Annotated in this window: 14 protein-coding genes; 9 read left to right on the top strand and 5 right to left on the bottom strand. The window is 29.6% G+C overall.

Going from position 1 to position 15735, the window contains the following annotated elements:
- Positions 1 to 25 precede the first annotated feature (25 nt).
- From KK2020170_RS04550 to KK2020170_RS04535, 4 genes are all read right to left on the bottom strand, one after another.
- A complete protein-coding gene (locus KK2020170_RS04550; RefSeq protein WP_221259628.1) occupies positions 26 to 1561 on the bottom strand; it encodes a tail fiber domain-containing protein in 1536 nt (511 codons plus the stop codon).
- Between the two features lie 73 nt (positions 1562 to 1634).
- The gene (locus KK2020170_RS04545) at positions 1635 to 2261 is read right to left on the bottom strand and encodes a response regulator transcription factor (protein WP_221259627.1); all 627 of its coding nucleotides are present in this window, start codon (positions 2259 to 2261) and stop codon (positions 1635 to 1637) included.
- Between the two features lie 48 nt (positions 2262 to 2309).
- Complete coding sequence (locus KK2020170_RS04540) at positions 2310 to 3656, bottom strand: glycoside hydrolase family 19 protein (RefSeq protein ID WP_221259626.1); 1347 nt, start codon at positions 3654 to 3656, stop codon at positions 2310 to 2312.
- Between the two features lie 77 nt (positions 3657 to 3733).
- Positions 3734 to 5614, bottom strand: a complete 1881-nt coding sequence (locus KK2020170_RS04535) for a tetratricopeptide repeat-containing sensor histidine kinase (protein ID WP_221259625.1) — start codon at positions 5612 to 5614, stop codon at positions 3734 to 3736.
- Positions 5615 to 5714: 100 nt separating this feature from the next.
- Here KK2020170_RS04535 and KK2020170_RS04530 point away from each other — a divergent pair, with 100 nt between their 5' ends.
- From KK2020170_RS04530 to KK2020170_RS04520, 3 genes are read left to right on the top strand one after another with little or no spacing between them, the layout of a single operon-like run.
- Entirely contained in the window at positions 5715 to 6500 is a 786-nt protein-coding gene (locus tag KK2020170_RS04530) for an undecaprenyl-diphosphate phosphatase (protein WP_221259624.1), read from the top strand.
- A gap of 1 nt (position 6501) precedes the next feature.
- On the top strand, positions 6502 to 7200 hold the full coding sequence (truB, locus tag KK2020170_RS04525) for a tRNA pseudouridine(55) synthase TruB (protein WP_221259623.1): 699 nt from the start codon (positions 6502 to 6504) through the stop codon (positions 7198 to 7200).
- A complete protein-coding gene (locus tag KK2020170_RS04520; protein WP_315861812.1) occupies positions 7187 to 7807 on the top strand; it encodes a YiiX/YebB-like N1pC/P60 family cysteine hydrolase in 621 nt (206 codons plus the stop codon). The genes truB and KK2020170_RS04520 overlap by 14 nt, the downstream gene beginning before the upstream one ends.
- Here the strand turns inward: KK2020170_RS04520 and KK2020170_RS04515 are convergent.
- The gene (locus KK2020170_RS04515) at positions 7802 to 8392 is read right to left on the bottom strand and encodes a thioredoxin family protein (RefSeq protein WP_221259622.1); all 591 of its coding nucleotides are present in this window, start codon (positions 8390 to 8392) and stop codon (positions 7802 to 7804) included. The two genes, KK2020170_RS04520 and KK2020170_RS04515, sit on opposite strands and share 6 nt — an antisense overlap.
- A gap of 65 nt (positions 8393 to 8457) precedes the next feature.
- Between KK2020170_RS04515 and KK2020170_RS04510 the strand changes: the two genes are divergently transcribed.
- From KK2020170_RS04510 to KK2020170_RS04485, 6 genes are all read left to right on the top strand, one after another.
- Positions 8458 to 9240: a patatin-like phospholipase family protein gene (locus tag KK2020170_RS04510; RefSeq protein WP_221259621.1), complete on the top strand. Its 783-nt coding sequence runs from the start codon at positions 8458 to 8460 to the stop codon at positions 9238 to 9240.
- Between the two features lie 70 nt (positions 9241 to 9310).
- Entirely contained in the window at positions 9311 to 10018 is a 708-nt protein-coding gene (gene pyrH / locus KK2020170_RS04505; protein ID WP_221259620.1) for a UMP kinase, read from the top strand.
- A 40-nt stretch (positions 10019 to 10058) separates the two neighbouring features.
- Positions 10059 to 10622, top strand: coding sequence for a ribosome recycling factor (gene frr, locus KK2020170_RS04500; RefSeq protein WP_221259619.1), 564 nt, complete (start codon positions 10059 to 10061; stop codon positions 10620 to 10622).
- Positions 10623 to 10816: 194 nt separating this feature from the next.
- Positions 10817 to 12418: a hypothetical protein gene (locus KK2020170_RS04495; protein WP_221259618.1), complete on the top strand. Its 1602-nt coding sequence runs from the start codon at positions 10817 to 10819 to the stop codon at positions 12416 to 12418.
- 15 nt (positions 12419 to 12433) lie between these two features.
- Complete coding sequence (locus KK2020170_RS04490; RefSeq protein WP_221259617.1) at positions 12434 to 13036, top strand: DUF6705 family protein; 603 nt, start codon at positions 12434 to 12436, stop codon at positions 13034 to 13036.
- Between the two features lie 185 nt (positions 13037 to 13221).
- The gene (locus KK2020170_RS04485) at positions 13222 to 15705 is read left to right on the top strand and encodes a DUF5686 family protein (protein WP_221259616.1); all 2484 of its coding nucleotides are present in this window, start codon (positions 13222 to 13224) and stop codon (positions 15703 to 15705) included.
- The last annotated feature ends 30 nt before the right edge of the window (positions 15706 to 15735 follow it).

Raw genomic sequence — 15735 nt, 5'->3', positions numbered from 1 at the left:
AAAAAAAACTTTTACACAATGGTTTTCAGGGGGTTTGTTTTTTGCTTAAAATTTCTTCTATTTTTTGTTTTAAATAAGCGACTTCATTTTGCAATACTTCAATCATTTCTTGTTGTTCTTGTATTGATTTAGTTAATGGAACTACAAACTCAGCATAACGCAATCCGTAAAAGTCATCTTCGTTTTTTGGTCTATCTATTCCACTAAAATCAAAATTTATTTCTTGAGCTGCCGCATCAACTTCTTGTGCAATGAAACCTGTTTGTAAATAATTACTGCTCGATTTAACGTCAGTTTTTAAAAATGATGCTATTATTTCTTGATTTAGATTATAGCTAACAGGTTTTAATTTTAAAATAAAATCTAATCCTGGGACATTCTCATAATTAATGTTCTTTTTAAATCTTTTATCTGAAACATTAGTCCAACTTGTAAATCCGCCAATACTTGTTGTAGAATTATTACCAATACGAACCTGATTATCTGAAGTTATTGCCGAATTACTACCTATCGCAATTGAGTTATTAAAATTTCCCAAATTAAATGCATTGTGACCAATAGCTATATTATTGCTTCCACTTTGATTAGCAAATAAACTATTATTACCAAATGAAATATTATATTGCCCTGATAGGTTTGAAGTTTGTGAATCGTGACCAATAGACAAACAGTTTGAAGTTGTTTGGCTGTTATATAAACTTGAATTACCTAATGCAATGTTTCTTCCTCCATTTATATTACGTTCCATTGCTCCTTTTCCTATAGCAATATTATCATTACCTGTTTGATTGTTATATAACGAATTATATCCAAGAGCTGTATTATTCATTCCTGAAATATTTCTTTCCATTGAAGATTTACCCACAGCAACATTACTTCTTCCGTTTAAATTATTATACAAACTCGAATGTCCAATCGCAGTATTTAAAATTCCTGTTGTGTTTCTTTCTAAAGAACTATACCCTAGAGCAACATTATAATTCCCTGAAGAATTAAGCATCAAACTCGATTTACCTATGGCTGTATTTTGAAATCCGGTTGTATTTGTTTTAAGAGCACCAGCGCCAAAAGCAGTATTGTTATTTCCTGTAGCATTTGATTGTAATGCTTCAACTCCAAAGGAAGTATTGGTTTCTGATAATCGACCAGCTTGTATATTGTTTCTTTTGAAAATTAAATCATTATTATCTAAAGTTCCTAAAAAATTAGTTGATGGATTTGTATTTGAATTTCCACTAAGCAACCAACTTTGCTCTGCAATTAATCTTACCCATTTTGAACCATCCCAATAATAAAAACCTGGAAATACAGAATTTATACCAGCTGAAGATGTATTGGTGTTGTAAACTAAAGTACTCGTTAATGGGTTTCCTCCAGAAATAGGATTAACAACTGGAGCCGCAATTGTAATGTTTGATAAAGAAACTCTTGGAATTATTAATCCTTGAGTAGTTGAGTTAATATCTAAAGCACCATTAGGGCTTGTTGTTCCAATTCCAACTTGAGCATAAAGATTGAAGATTGAAAAAAAGGTTAATAAAGAAATACTAAATCTTTTCATGTGTTAAAGTTTTAATGCAAAAATTGATCTTTCTGCATTAAAACTTCCAACTGAATTCAGGGGGCTGAATTCTTTAAATTAAATTGTTTACTAATGTATATTTTATTAAGCCAACAACATTTTTTGAATTCGTTTTTTGTAGAAGATTTTTACGATGTCCTTCAACGGTATAATTAGATATCCCCAATTCTTCGGCAATTTCTGCAGTAGTTTTTTCTTCCATGATTAATTTTAAAACATCTAATTCTCTTACTGTAAACTCAATATCTGAGCTATTCTTATTAGATTTCAAGTATTCATTATAAATAGAAGCTTCATAATATTTTTCACCAGAAATTACTTTGTTAATTACACTTAACAATTCTATGTGGGTTACATTTTTACTCAAGTAAGCATCAATTCCTAATGCTATTAATTTTTTAAAAAGATTTATTTTTTTGTACGTCGTTAATACAATTATTTTAGGTTCATGTTCAATATTTGGAGAATCTTCTTTGATTAGTTTTATAAAATCAACTCCATTCATTTCTGGCATTTCAATATCTGATATTAAAATATCAATGTTTTGGGTTTTTATTAAACTGAGCGCCATTTTTGGGTTGGTAACATTCATGACTTCAAAATCATGGGTTTCCAAAACCAATTTTAAACTTTCGGAAAAAACTTTATGGTCGTCTAATATTAAAATTTTAAGGGACATATAATAGTAATATGAGCTTTTGTAAACTCTAAATTTATTAAAAATTAATTAGGACTTAACGATTTTATATGTTAAAGTATTTTTATTCAAAACTAATTTAATAAAGTAAATTCCATTATTAAATTTTGAAAAGTCTAAAGTTAGATTATTACTTTCTGGTTTCAAGTCAATATATTTTTTACCCGTAACATCATAAACTTCAATTTTATCTAATTTGTTAATATAATCAATTGTTAAACTATTAACTACAGGATTAGGATAGACTTTAATTTTATTCAAATCAAATTCTTGTGTCGTTAAAGTTGTTAAATTACAACTTACATAATCTTGCATTGTATTTGTTGAACTTTCGTAGCACAACGTTGAATACTCTCCACTGTCTTCGGAAGCAATTTCTGTGGGTGAAAAACCTAAAATTGATAAATAATATTTATACAATTCTGAACGTAAAACTACTTTTTGTGTAAAAGCTGAGGACGAAGTATTTCTACATTCTAATCCGCCATTTATTATATTGTTTGTATGTGCAAATCCCTTTTTATACATTTTATTCATAGAATAATCTCCTGTTTCCGCTTCCCATAGTTCTTGCATAACTTGATGACATGAAGGTTTAGGACATTGTGGCATCATCCAAAACCAAATAGCCGATTTAAAAGCCAAAACACCATCTTGCTGCACTAAATCTGGATTATTCAACAAAACATTTATATCGTTATATAAAAATTTACTAAAGGCTCCATAATTGTAATTCCATGACAACTGTATCGGCCCTCTTCCATAATATCCCACCGCTGGATTTGGTGGATAATCTGCATGAGCTTGAGAATACGTTCCCGCTCCATTTGAACTATTATACCCAACTTCATGTACAAAATACAACCCCCAAATCGCATAATCTCCTGAAGAGCCTCCTCCAACTGGCAATTGCCAACCGCCCGTTGTTTCTTTGGAAATATTTGCTAAAAAAGCAGCTAATTCTCTTTTGTTATTAACGTTTGAAGATGTATTTGCAAAATCCTGAAAATCTACATCGATTACAGTTTCTGCCGTTGGATTTGAATACCACCACGATTCCACATCAGAATACACATAAGTAGTATTAGTAGACTTTTTAGTAACTGTAATCAATTCACCCCAAACACCTTGCTTCTTTCTAATTTTAACGAGATAATCTGCCATTTCATCAACCGCTTGTTTAAAATTGTTAAAAGAATAAAAGTCACTCGTGTATCCTTGCGGATGTCCTGATTGAGTTCCTGCTCTTTGGGGAAAAAGAGAATTCCAATTACTAGATGTAATTAAATTATCAATATTTTGATTGCTTTGCGCTAAAGATTTTTGAACCGCAAATGATAAAAAAACGATTAAATAGGTTAGTAATTTTTGTTGCATGATTTCTATTTTTAAATTCAAAACAAAAATCACAACAACTTAAATAAATCATCTAACTGTTTTCAGGGGTAGTATGATTAATTATTAATAGGTAAGTTAATTTTAAACTCTGTTCCTTCTCCTTTCTTAGCTACTATTTCAAATTTCCCTTTAAAAGAATCTACTCTTTTTTGAATATTTTTCAACCCAATTCCTTTTTGTGTTTCGTTTACATCGAATCCGACACCATTGTCTTTCACATGAATATATAATGTGTCTTCTGTTTCAATTACATCAAAAATAACTTCAGTAGCATTTGCGTGTTTTAAAATATTTGTAATAATTTCCTGAATAATTCTGTAAATATTTACTAAAGTTTCAACTTCTAAATCATCAACTTTTTTAGTTATGTATAAGTTTTTTGCAGTCTTTAAACCATTTTTTTCAATTTGTTTACACAAGTTAGCTACAAATTGAGAAAATTCAACAAAATCGATGTTATCTGGATCTAAATCATGCGATAGATTTCGTATTTCTGTGTAGAATTTATCTATCTTTTGTACTAATTCATCAATCTCAAATTTGCTTAAATTAGATTCTGTTGCCAACGATAATTTTAAGGCACTAATTTCACTTGCAATTCCATCGTGAAGTTCTAATGATAATTTTCCTCTTTCTTCAACTTTAGCCTTAATTTTTTCTTTAATTATCTCTGTTCTTTGATTTTCAAGCATCAATTTTAATTGCTCTTCGTGAAGTAATTTTTGATTAAATCTTAATTTTTTTTGTGTTTTTAAACGCATTACATAAAAAACTAAAATCACAACAATTAAGATTACTAATAACACTAAACCTATTAAATAGCTAGCCTTAATATTCTTCTCTTTTTGGATAATTTCTTCTTTAAGCTCGAGTTCTTTTTGGCTTTCTTTAAATTGATATTTGCTCTCTAAATCATTTTTAATCTTTAATTTTTCTTTATTAAAAATACTGTCATTAATTTCATTATACTTTTCTTCAAACTCTTTTTCTTTTACTACATTATCATGTCTTGAATAAAAATCTTTAAAGGCTAAATAAATTTCTTGTAATAGTTCAATATCTCCATCATTATATTCAAGCGCATTATCTAAGTAAAATTTTTCGGTAGAAACATTTTTTTCATTTCTTTTTTCCAGATAATACAAGTATAAATAGGTTCTTGAAGAAAGTTCAAAAAAACTATTTTTCTTCTGGTAGTGAAGCGATTCAAACAAATATTGCTTAGCATTTTTATAATCGTTTTCTTTGAGAAAAATATAGCCTAGCGATCTTAAAAATAATGGATAGGTAAATATTTCTTTATCATCAAATGAGTTTATCGCTAAAAACATGTATTCTTTTGCTTTAGCGTAGTTTTTTCTCAAAATTTCAATGTCGCTCTTTCTTGAGTAATAATCCGCATCAACATATTTACCATCAATTAACTCTTTAGATTTATCAAGGTAAAACTCGGCTTTATCAATATCTTTATCTTTTAAAAAAACATCTCCTAATAACAAAAGCATTAAGCCTTTTTGCTTTTTGAATTTAACCTCATCGATATTATTTAATGCATTTGTTAACTCATCAATTATAATCTCACCATCTAAATAATTTAATCCCCAATTGGCAAAATCTATTACAGCTTGATAATAATGTTCTTCATTTGGAAAGTGTTTTTTTACTAAATCTAATCGGTTTTTAAAATAGTATTTTGCGGAATCTGCATTTCCTGTCAAATCATAAATGTATCCTAAGTATTGATACGAGATAATTATTTCTGTGTTTGATTTAGCTATTTTTTTTAAAAGCAATGCATTATCTCTTGTTCCAGAGGGATCTCTAAAAAAAGTTGCTGAAACCTTACTTTTAACCTCATCAAAAGTTAATTCCTTTTCATTTTGTGCATTGACAAATAGAAAAAAATGAAGTGTAAATAGCAAATAACAGTATTTCATCCTTATGGAATTCAAAGATTTAGGTTGCTAAAATTATAAATTTAATTTAAAAATAACCTCTATTTTACTATTAGTTTAATAAATAAATTATTTTTGCCAAATGGATACACTTCAAGCTATTATTCTTGCCATAATTGAAGGAATTACTGAATTTCTTCCCGTTTCTTCTACAGGGCATATGATTATTGCATCTTCTTTTTTTGGAATTGCTCAAGACGATTTTACTAAATTATTTACAATAGTAATTCAATTGGGGACTATTCTTTCTGTAGTTGTTTTATACTTTAAAAGATTCTTTCAAAGTTTAGATTTCTATTATAAACTATTTGTTGCTTTTATTCCTGCAGTTATTTTCGGATTATTATTAAGTGATTTCATTGATAGTTTATTAGAAAACCCAATAACAGTTGCCATTTCTTTAATAATTGGTGGATTTATACTTTTAAAAATCGACGATTGGTTTGGCAATGCCGAAGGAACACAAATTTCATACGCAACCGCTTTTAAAATTGGACTATTTCAATGTTTGGCCATGATTCCTGGAGTTTCAAGAAGTGGTGCAAGTATTGCGGGTGGAATGTCACAAAAATTATCGCGAACAACTGCTGCCGAATTTTCATTTTTTTTAGCCATACCAACAATGCTTGGCGCAACAGTTAAAAAATCTTACGATTATTACAAAGCCGGATTTGAATTAACAAACGATCAAGTAAACTTATTAATAATAGGAAATGTAGTTGGGTTTGTAGTTGCCATGATTGCGATTAAATCTTTCATTGGTTTTCTACAGAAACACGGTTTTAAATTATTTGGTTATTACCGAATTGTTGCAGGAATTGCAATTCTTTTAATTCATTTCTTTATTCAAAAATTAACGGTAATCTAATATGCAAGCCGAAGATTTCACAAATGGAAAAGTTATCCTAATTGATAAACCACTTACTTGGAGTTCGTTTCAAGCAGTGAATAAGTTGAAGTTTGTTTTAAAGCGTAAATTTAATTTATCGAAACGTTTTAAAATAGGCCATGCTGGAACTTTAGACCCATTAGCAACTGGTTTACTAATCATTTGTACAGGAAAATTCACCAAAAGTATAAACGAGATCCAAGCGCAGGAAAAAGAATACACTGGAACAATTAAATTAGGAGAAACAACACCTTCATACGATTTAGAAACCGAAGTAGACAAAACTTTTCCAACGGAACATATTACAAAAGAATTACTTCAAGAAACTTTAGAACAATTTACAGGTGAGATTATGCAAAAACCACCTGTTTTTTCGGCCATAAAAAAAGACGGAAAGCGTTTATATGAACATGCTCGTGCAGGTGAAGAAGTAGAAATTGAAGCAAGAAAAACTACTATTTACGAGTTTGAGTTAACTAGAATTGAACTTCCTGAAGTCGATTTTAGAGTAAAATGTAGTAAAGGAACGTACATCCGTTCGCTTGCATACGATTTTGGAAAAGCGTTACATTCGGGTGGACATTTAACCGCTCTTAGAAGAACTAAAATTGGAAATTATTCGGTTGACGATGCGGTTTCTCCTATAGACTTTGAAAAACAAATTAATGATGAAACATAAAATTCTTTTTTATTTACTTTTATTTACTTGTTTGAATTATGCTCAAAAAATCGAATTAAAGGATGGCGATTTAATCTTTCAATCGATGAATTGTGGTGAATTGTGTGACGCTATAAATCAAGTAACCGAAGGCTATAAAGGAATTGATTTCAATCATATGGGAATGATTGTAATTCAAAATGATAGTATTCTTGTTTTAGAAGCATCTGGAAGTGAAGTTAAATTAACCTCACTTGAAACTTTTAAATCGTATACCAATCAAACCATGTATGTTGGGCGATTGAAAAAACGTTTTCAGAAATTAATTCCAAAAGCGATTGAATTTGGAAAAAAACAATTAGGAACTCCTTACGACAATGCCTATTTATATGATAACGACAGTTATTATTGTTCCGAATTAATTTACGATTGTTTTCTTCAAGCCAATGAAAAACCATTTTTTAAATTGTATCCTATGACTTTTAAAGCGCCAGGTTCAAATGATTATTTTAAAGCTTGGGCAGAATATTATCAAAAGCTTAATATTGAAATTCCAGAGGGAAAACCGGGTTGTAATCCTGGCGGGATTTCAACTTCAAAAAAGATTAAAATTTTGGGAGTTTTATAAAAGTTCTACTAACTCTTTCATCGTAGTCAAACCTTTATCGTGTAAATACCATTTTTGTAATTCAATTTTAACGGGTTCATCTACAACTCCGTGTTGCGCTTTGTAATCCGCTATTAATTTTCTTGCAGGTTCTGGTCTTGGCCCCCAAGATGTAATTACTTCTTTTGTTTCTTTTTCCAAAATAATAACTTTTGGAATCGACTTACTACCATTGGTTAAATACAATTGCATCAATTCATCATTATCATCTCGTAAAACCAATTTCAATTCAACTTTATTGGATACTTCTTCTAATTTATGTAAAATAGGAATAATTTGAGCAGCATCGCCACACCAACCTTCAGATATTGTTAGCCAAATATAATCTTTAGTCAAATTATTAAGTTTTTCGGTTAATTCTTGTGGAACTTTTAGTGTTTTCTCTAAACGATTCATTCGAGTTTCGTTTAATTCTGAATATTGTAATAAAGCTTCAGTTTGATTATGACCAGTTGATTTACCTTCTGAAATTAATTTTGAAACCAATTGACGATATTCTAAGTAGGAAAAACTATTATCTAAAGCGTTTTCTATTATATTTTGCATTTTACTAACATTAGGTTGGCAAATTTAATCTTATTTTTGGTTTCAAAATGTAAGCTAGGTTACAAATGGATTTAACTTCAAAAAATATTGGGATTGCTCTCTCAGGTGGTGGCTCAAAAGGAATTGCACATGCAGGGGTATTGCAATTTTTAGAAGAAAACAATGTTAAACCCAGTAAAATGTCTGGAAGCAGTGCTGGAGCAATAATTGCTGCGATGTACGCACATGGTAAATCTCCTTCAGAAATTTTAGATTTTTTTCAATCTATTTATTTCTTCAACTGGAAACATTTTACAATAAAAAAACCTGGAATTATTGATTCTGTAGCTTTTAAAAAATATTTTAAAAAAGTTTTTGGAGAGACTAAAATTGGAGACTTGCCTATTCCTGTTAAAATTACCGCTACTAATCTAGTTACAGGTAAATTGAAAGTATTCCGAGAAGATACTTTGATAACAGACGCTGTTTTGGCTTCTGCTGCCTTTCCGGGAATGCTTACACCATATATTTTAAATAATAAAATGTATAGTGATGGTGGAATTTTAAATCACTTCCCAACAGATTTATTGCAAGAAGATTGTGATTCCATAATTGGTGTTTATGTAAGTCCTATCCATAATGTAGAGCCTAAAGACCTTAATTCTATAAAGTCAGTTACTACCCGGTCATTTGAATTGCTCACCGCAAGAGGAAATTATCAGAAATTTGGATTATGCGATTGGGTAATCGAACCGAAAGAGCTTGCCAACTTTAGTACGTTTGAAACAAGTAAAACAAAAATGAAAGCAATTTTTAAAATTGGATATGAAGAAGCTGAAAAAACATATAACGAAATGTTGGCAAAATAAGACTACGCTTTGCGAATATGTTAAAATTATGTAAGTTTGCAACGCAAAACAACACGCAAATAAAGTTCTAATGAAATATAAAAGAATCCTTTTAAAATTAAGTGGTGAAGCTCTAATGGGTGAACGACAATATGGAATTGACCCAAAACGCTTAGCTGAATACGCTGATGAAATTAAACAAATTCACAACAAAGGTGTTGAAATTGCCATTGTAATTGGAGGAGGAAATATCTTTAGAGGTGTTGCTGGTGCGAGTAATGGAATGGATCGTGTTCAAGGTGATTATATGGGCATGCTTGCTACAGTAATTAACGGAATGGCACTTCAAGGAGCGCTTGAAGAAGCAGGTATGCCAACACGTTTACAAACCGCTTTAAAAATTGAAGCCATTGCAGAACCATACATAAAAAGAAAAGCTACTCGTCATTTAGAAAAAGGTCGTATTGTAATTTTTGGTGCAGGAACTGGAAATCCATATTTTACAACTGACACTGCCGCAGTTTTAAGAGGAATTGAAATTAATGCAGATGTTATCTTGAAAGGAACTCGTGTAGATGGTGTTTACACCGCCGACCCAGAAAAAGATGCAAATGCTGTAAAATTCGATTTTATTTCATTTGAAGATGTTTTAGCAAAAGGTTTAAATGTAATGGATACAACTGCATTTACTTTAAGTCAAGAAAACAAATTACCAATTATTGTTTTTGACATGAATAAGGAAGGTAATTTATTAAAAGTTTGTGAAGGCCAAACGGTAGGAACTACTGTTACCATATAATTTTGGTTCAAATTTTGATACTATTTTAAAAAATTTAATCATGACAGAAGAAATTAATTTAATTATAGAAACTGCAAAAGAATCGATGGAGCATTCTGTTTTGCATTTAGAAAAAGAATTTGTAAACATTAGAGCAGGTAAAGCGTCACCTGCCATGTTAGGAAGTGTATTTGTAGATTATTATGGTTCACAAACACCACTTTCGCAGGTTGCAAATATTGCTGCACCCGATGCAAGAACTTTAACGGTAACTCCTTGGGAAAAAAGTATGATTGGTCCTATTGAAAAAGCGATTATGATTGCTAATTTAGGTCTAAATCCAATGAACAACGGAGAAAGCATCATTATCAACATTCCTGCTCTAACAGAAGAAAGACGTAAAGATTTAGCCAAACAAGCTAAAGCTGAAGCTGAAGATGCCAAAATTAGTGTTCGTAATGCTCGTAAAGACGCTAACAACGACATTAAAAAAGAAGAAAAAGACGGAACTTCAGAAGACATATGTAAAAAAGCAGAAGAAGATGTACAAAAACTTACTGATGCATATATCAAAAAAATTGATGATGTCTTAGCAGTTAAAGAAGCTGAGATTATGAAAGTTTAATAAGAATCCCGATTTATCGGGATTTTTTATTTTTAAAACTTTAGATGTACTATTCTAAATTTTAACAAAATGTACAGAAAAACTTTATCCAAGTTAAATGTTTTTTAATTTATTTTTGCCAAGTCCCCAACCTTTTACTGTAAAACATACTCTTATATATTTAAGAAAGAACACTAATTTTTAAATTTTAATATATGAACAAACACAAATTTAAGCTGCTCTTTGCTTTATTTTCTTTTTTTGTTGGGGCATTTTTTGTAGCATGTAATTATGATGATTCTTCTAGAGAATATCATGATGAAGATGGGAATAAAGCCCATTTTAAAAAAGAAAAAGTATCTTTTGAAATCTTTTCTAAAAACAAAAACTTATTTTCAAAGTTAAACACAGATAAAGAAACTTTGACAGCAAAATCTGCCAACAAAATAGTTTCGGCTTCAGATAATAGTTTTTTTATAAATACGAATTCAGCTACTTACATTGAAAATGAAAATGGTTTACACTCATATACTTTTTATATAAATCGTAATTTAGAAAATGTATTATTAGAAAATTTGGTAATTTCTTTACAAGAAGATGGAACATACAAAAGTTTTATAGTAACATATAATATTACTCAACCTGAATTTGAAAATTTAAAAAATGGTCTGTTTGTTGATATGGATAATAAAATGAGTATTGAAATTTTTAACGACGATAATTTTTTATCTCAACTATCAAATAAAATTGTATATAGTCCTTGTATTACAGGAACTACCGAGTATTGGAAATGTAGCAATAATGTTTCAGGTCATAGACCTGGAGTTCCTGGATATCCAAATTGTATTGCTGATACTTTTGAATATGTAATAAATGTTGAATATGGACTTTGTGCAACAGATGATGGAGAAGTTATTGGAACTGGAGACACTGGTGGTTCAAATGGAGGTGGAGGTGGTTCTTCAGATTCTAATGATTCCACATATGATGGTTCAGACACAAGTATTCACGGAAATGGAGGAGTAGATACTGCCCCAACTCTTAATGAGGATAATAGTATGCAGGATCCTCCTACGCCATGTGATGAGTTAAATAAGTTAACTGAAAAAAAGAATTATCCAACTCATCCATATATGGATTCAAACGATAAAAGAATTAGAAATGCAATTATAAATATGGGTTCTGAGTTTTCTGCTTCAACTGAGAAAGGATATGCTTTTTTTAATATGGGAAATTATCTTGAATATGGGCCTTTTGCTAAATATACTAATCCTTCAGGGGATAATCATGTTCATTTTCCGGGTTTTGCATATCAATTTGGGACTATACATACACATCCGACATCTGGTTACTTCCCAATGTTTTCTCATGATGATATTTATACATTGCTTAGTATAGCTGATACTTATAATTCTGGTTTTTATTCAAGTTATAATACAAGCGGTAATAATTTATTTGTTTCTGTTTTAGTTGTAAATATTGATGGTGTTATTTATACATATGCAATTAAGATTGATGATATAAATAAATTAGGTAAGTTAAGGGATGTACATCCTAATAATAATGGAAGTCCACGTAAATGGTCAAAATTTGCAAATAGTTTATCTTATTATTATGAAGAGTATGCAAATGGTTATAATGGATCAAAACTTGATTATGAGAAAACATTTTTAACTTTTTTAAAAAACAAAGATTTAGGTGTTTCTTTATACGAGATGAATCAAACAGGTTTTGGAACCCCATCGGTCACAGAAACTTGGAGTAAACTTGAATTAAACAGTGATAACAGCAATGTGGTTTCTACGCCATGTGAATAATAAAATATATATATTATGAAAAATTTATTTAAAATAGTCTTAATAGTTTTAGTTGTATCTTGTAAAGCTCAGACAGTGCCATTGAATACATATTACCATAATGTTTCAAGTGGAGCTTATTTTAAAGATACATTAGGAGAGTTGGATAAATTCGATGGGACATGGGTATATTCTAATTCAAATATTTCTTTAACAATTATATTAAAAAAGAAAATACATGTATATGATGGAGAATATTATGAAGATATTATAGTAGGTGAATATAGGTTAATTCAAAATAACCAAGAAATTGTTAATACACTTCCTACAAATCTGCTCGATTGGGATAATATTGATGAAAGAAATATAGGAGGAAGAAGGTTTATTACGAGTGAAGAAGTTGTACCTTGTGTTTCTTGTGATCCAAACGAAAAAAGACTTATGCTATATTTTAGTGACCCACAACGAAAATATTTGACGTCTACAATTCTTTTATTAAGATATATACAACCAACTTTAGGTGAACCTGAGAAAATTATTGCAAAAATTGTTTCAACCCACGGAGTAATTATTCCAGATGAAAATTCTCCCACTGAACCAAGAGTTCCTTTAGGAGAATACTTAATGATTAAACAATAAATCATAATAATACAATTCAAATTACAGGTTTTATTATTTAATAAGCTGAGATTATGAAAGTTTAATAAGAATCCCGATTTATCGGGATTTTTTATTGAAACTAAAAACACAATAAAACAAACTTTACTTTAGTTATTATAACATACTGTTATTTTTGTAAGTTTGCACAACATCAATCGTTTTTCATGCAAAAGCTTTTTATAAGTTTATTACTTCTTGTAAGCCTTTTTAGTTTTGGTCAAACCAAAATTAAAGGTCAAGTTATCGATTTTGACACGACAATACCATTAGCTTTTGCCGATGTTTTATACCAAGGAAAAATACATAAAACTGACTGGGAAGGAAAATTTGAGTTAGCCATAACTGAATTTGAAAAGCCAATTATAATTAAACACAAAGGGTATTATGATAAGTTTGCTTATGCAAAAAAAGATGGAAGTTTTCTACTTATAAAAGCTACAACTAATATCAATGACACTAAAAGTATTCTTTACACAGATAATAAAGTAAATAAAATTGTAAAGCAAGTTATTGATAATCGCGAAAAAAACAATCCAGAAGAAGCTTTAAAAAGTTTTGAATATAAAAATTACGAGTATTTATATGTAACTGCTAATCCCGATAGCATTTCTTCAAAAATAGATACAATTCAAAAAAGAAAATTATTTGGTGGTATAAAAACCAAACTAGATTCTTCAAATTACAAATTCAAAAAATTAGTCTCAAAACAACATATCTATCAAACTGAAAAAGTAAACCAAATTCAGTTTAATAAAAAAGGAAACAAAGAAACCATTCTAGGGACAAGAATGGCAGGCTTCGAAAAACCAATCTATGAATATTTAGGATTAAAGTTGGTTTCTTATTCTGTTTATGAAAATCCTTTTGAAATTTTAGAAAACCCTCTTCAAAATCCAATTTCAAATTATGGTAGGTTACTTTACAATTACAACATAATTGATACCGTTTCAATTGAAGGTAGGAAAACATATCGTATCTATTTTCAACCAAAAAAACTTCGTGCCAATAGATTACGAGGATTACTTTATATTGATGCTGAATCTTTTGCTGTTGCAAAAGCTTATTACAGAATATATGGTGTGGTAAATATTAATGCAACCTATACTTTTGATTATCTTCCAGAACATACGATTTGGTTTCCTAAAAAAAGAGTATTCAAAGTTCGTAAAGGAACGAATACTGAAGATTTAAAGCTTTTAGGAGGAACTATTAAATTTAATGCTTCAGCCGAACAAAAAATAGGCAATAATGCGAGCGACCATACTGAATTAATAATAGAATCTAAAGTACATGATGTTTCTATAAATAAAGATTTTGTTATTGATAATCGATTTGTAAAAATTGATATTCCAGAAACGAGTTTAAATAAAAAAGAAAGCTTCTGGAAAACCTATACTAAAGACACTATTGATAAAAGAAAACTAAACACTTATGTTTCTATTGATAGTTTATCAGTTGCAGAAAAAATAGAAAGCCGTTTAATTTTAGGGAGAAAAATAATCAACGGATATATTCCTATTTCATATTTCGACTTAGATTTAAGGAGCTTAATTAAGTACAATGGATATGAAGGTTTTCGATTAGGTTTAGGCTTTGTTACTAATGAAAAGCTATCTGAAAATTATAAAATAGGAGCTTATGGAGCCTATGGTTTTAAAGATGGTGAATTTAAATATGGGATAACTCCATCCTATCTATTAAACAAAAAAACCGAAACTTGGATAAGCGGTTCCTATTCTGATGATGTTCATGAAATTGCAGAAACTTATTTTGTGACAGATCCTAAACGGTTTAAAATATACGATCCGAGACCAATTAATATTACTACATTTTATAATTCAAGATCAAGTTCGGTATTTTTAGAAAGCAAAATTCTTCCAAAAACAGATGCTTATTTTGGACTTCATCATAATCAAATCCAACCACTTTTCGATTATACCTATTTATTAGAAGGTGAAAGTTTTACGAAATACACAATCACAACTGCACAATTAGCCTTGCAATGGAACCCTTTTAGTAGTTTTATGCAAACGCCAAAAGGGCTATTAGAATATAAAAAAAGACATCCTAAATTTTCATTCCAAATATCCCAAAGCATCCCAGGCGCAGTTGATAATGATTTTACATTTACAAAAGTTGATTTTAAAACTTATTACGAATTACCTTATTTATCCGGACAAAAAAGTTCTGTTTTATTTCAAGCAGGTATAGTCGTTGGTGATAGTCCTCTAACTCATCTATACAGTATTGCTCCAAATAGCATCAATAGAGACGCCATACTAAAAAGGGTGACTTTTGCAGGTAAAAATAGTTTCGAAACGATGTATTACAACGAATTCTTCTCAGATAGATTTATCTCGTTGCATTTAAAACACACCTTTAATCGAATAAATTTAGGGTATCATATTGATCCAGAATTTTCTATTGCAACTAGATTTGCAATTGGAGCGATTGACAACCCTGAAAATCACATTGGCTTACCTTTTAAATCTCTTGAAAAAGGCTTTATTGAAAGTGGTATCGAAGCAAATAAAATTTTTAAAGGAATTGGGTTAACTGCATATTATAGATATGGTCCAAATCAACTTCTAAGATTTGATGATAATATATCAATAAAAATCTCGTATCATCTTGATTTAGGATTTTAAATTTATCTTAATTCTTTTGCTTGTAACCTA

Source organism: Flavobacterium okayamense, assembly GCF_019702945.1.
Classification (GTDB): Bacteria; Bacteroidota; Bacteroidia; order Flavobacteriales; family Flavobacteriaceae; genus Flavobacterium; species Flavobacterium okayamense.
Note: the sequence above shows the minus strand (reverse complement) of the source record. Positions and strands in the feature narration are given on the sequence as shown.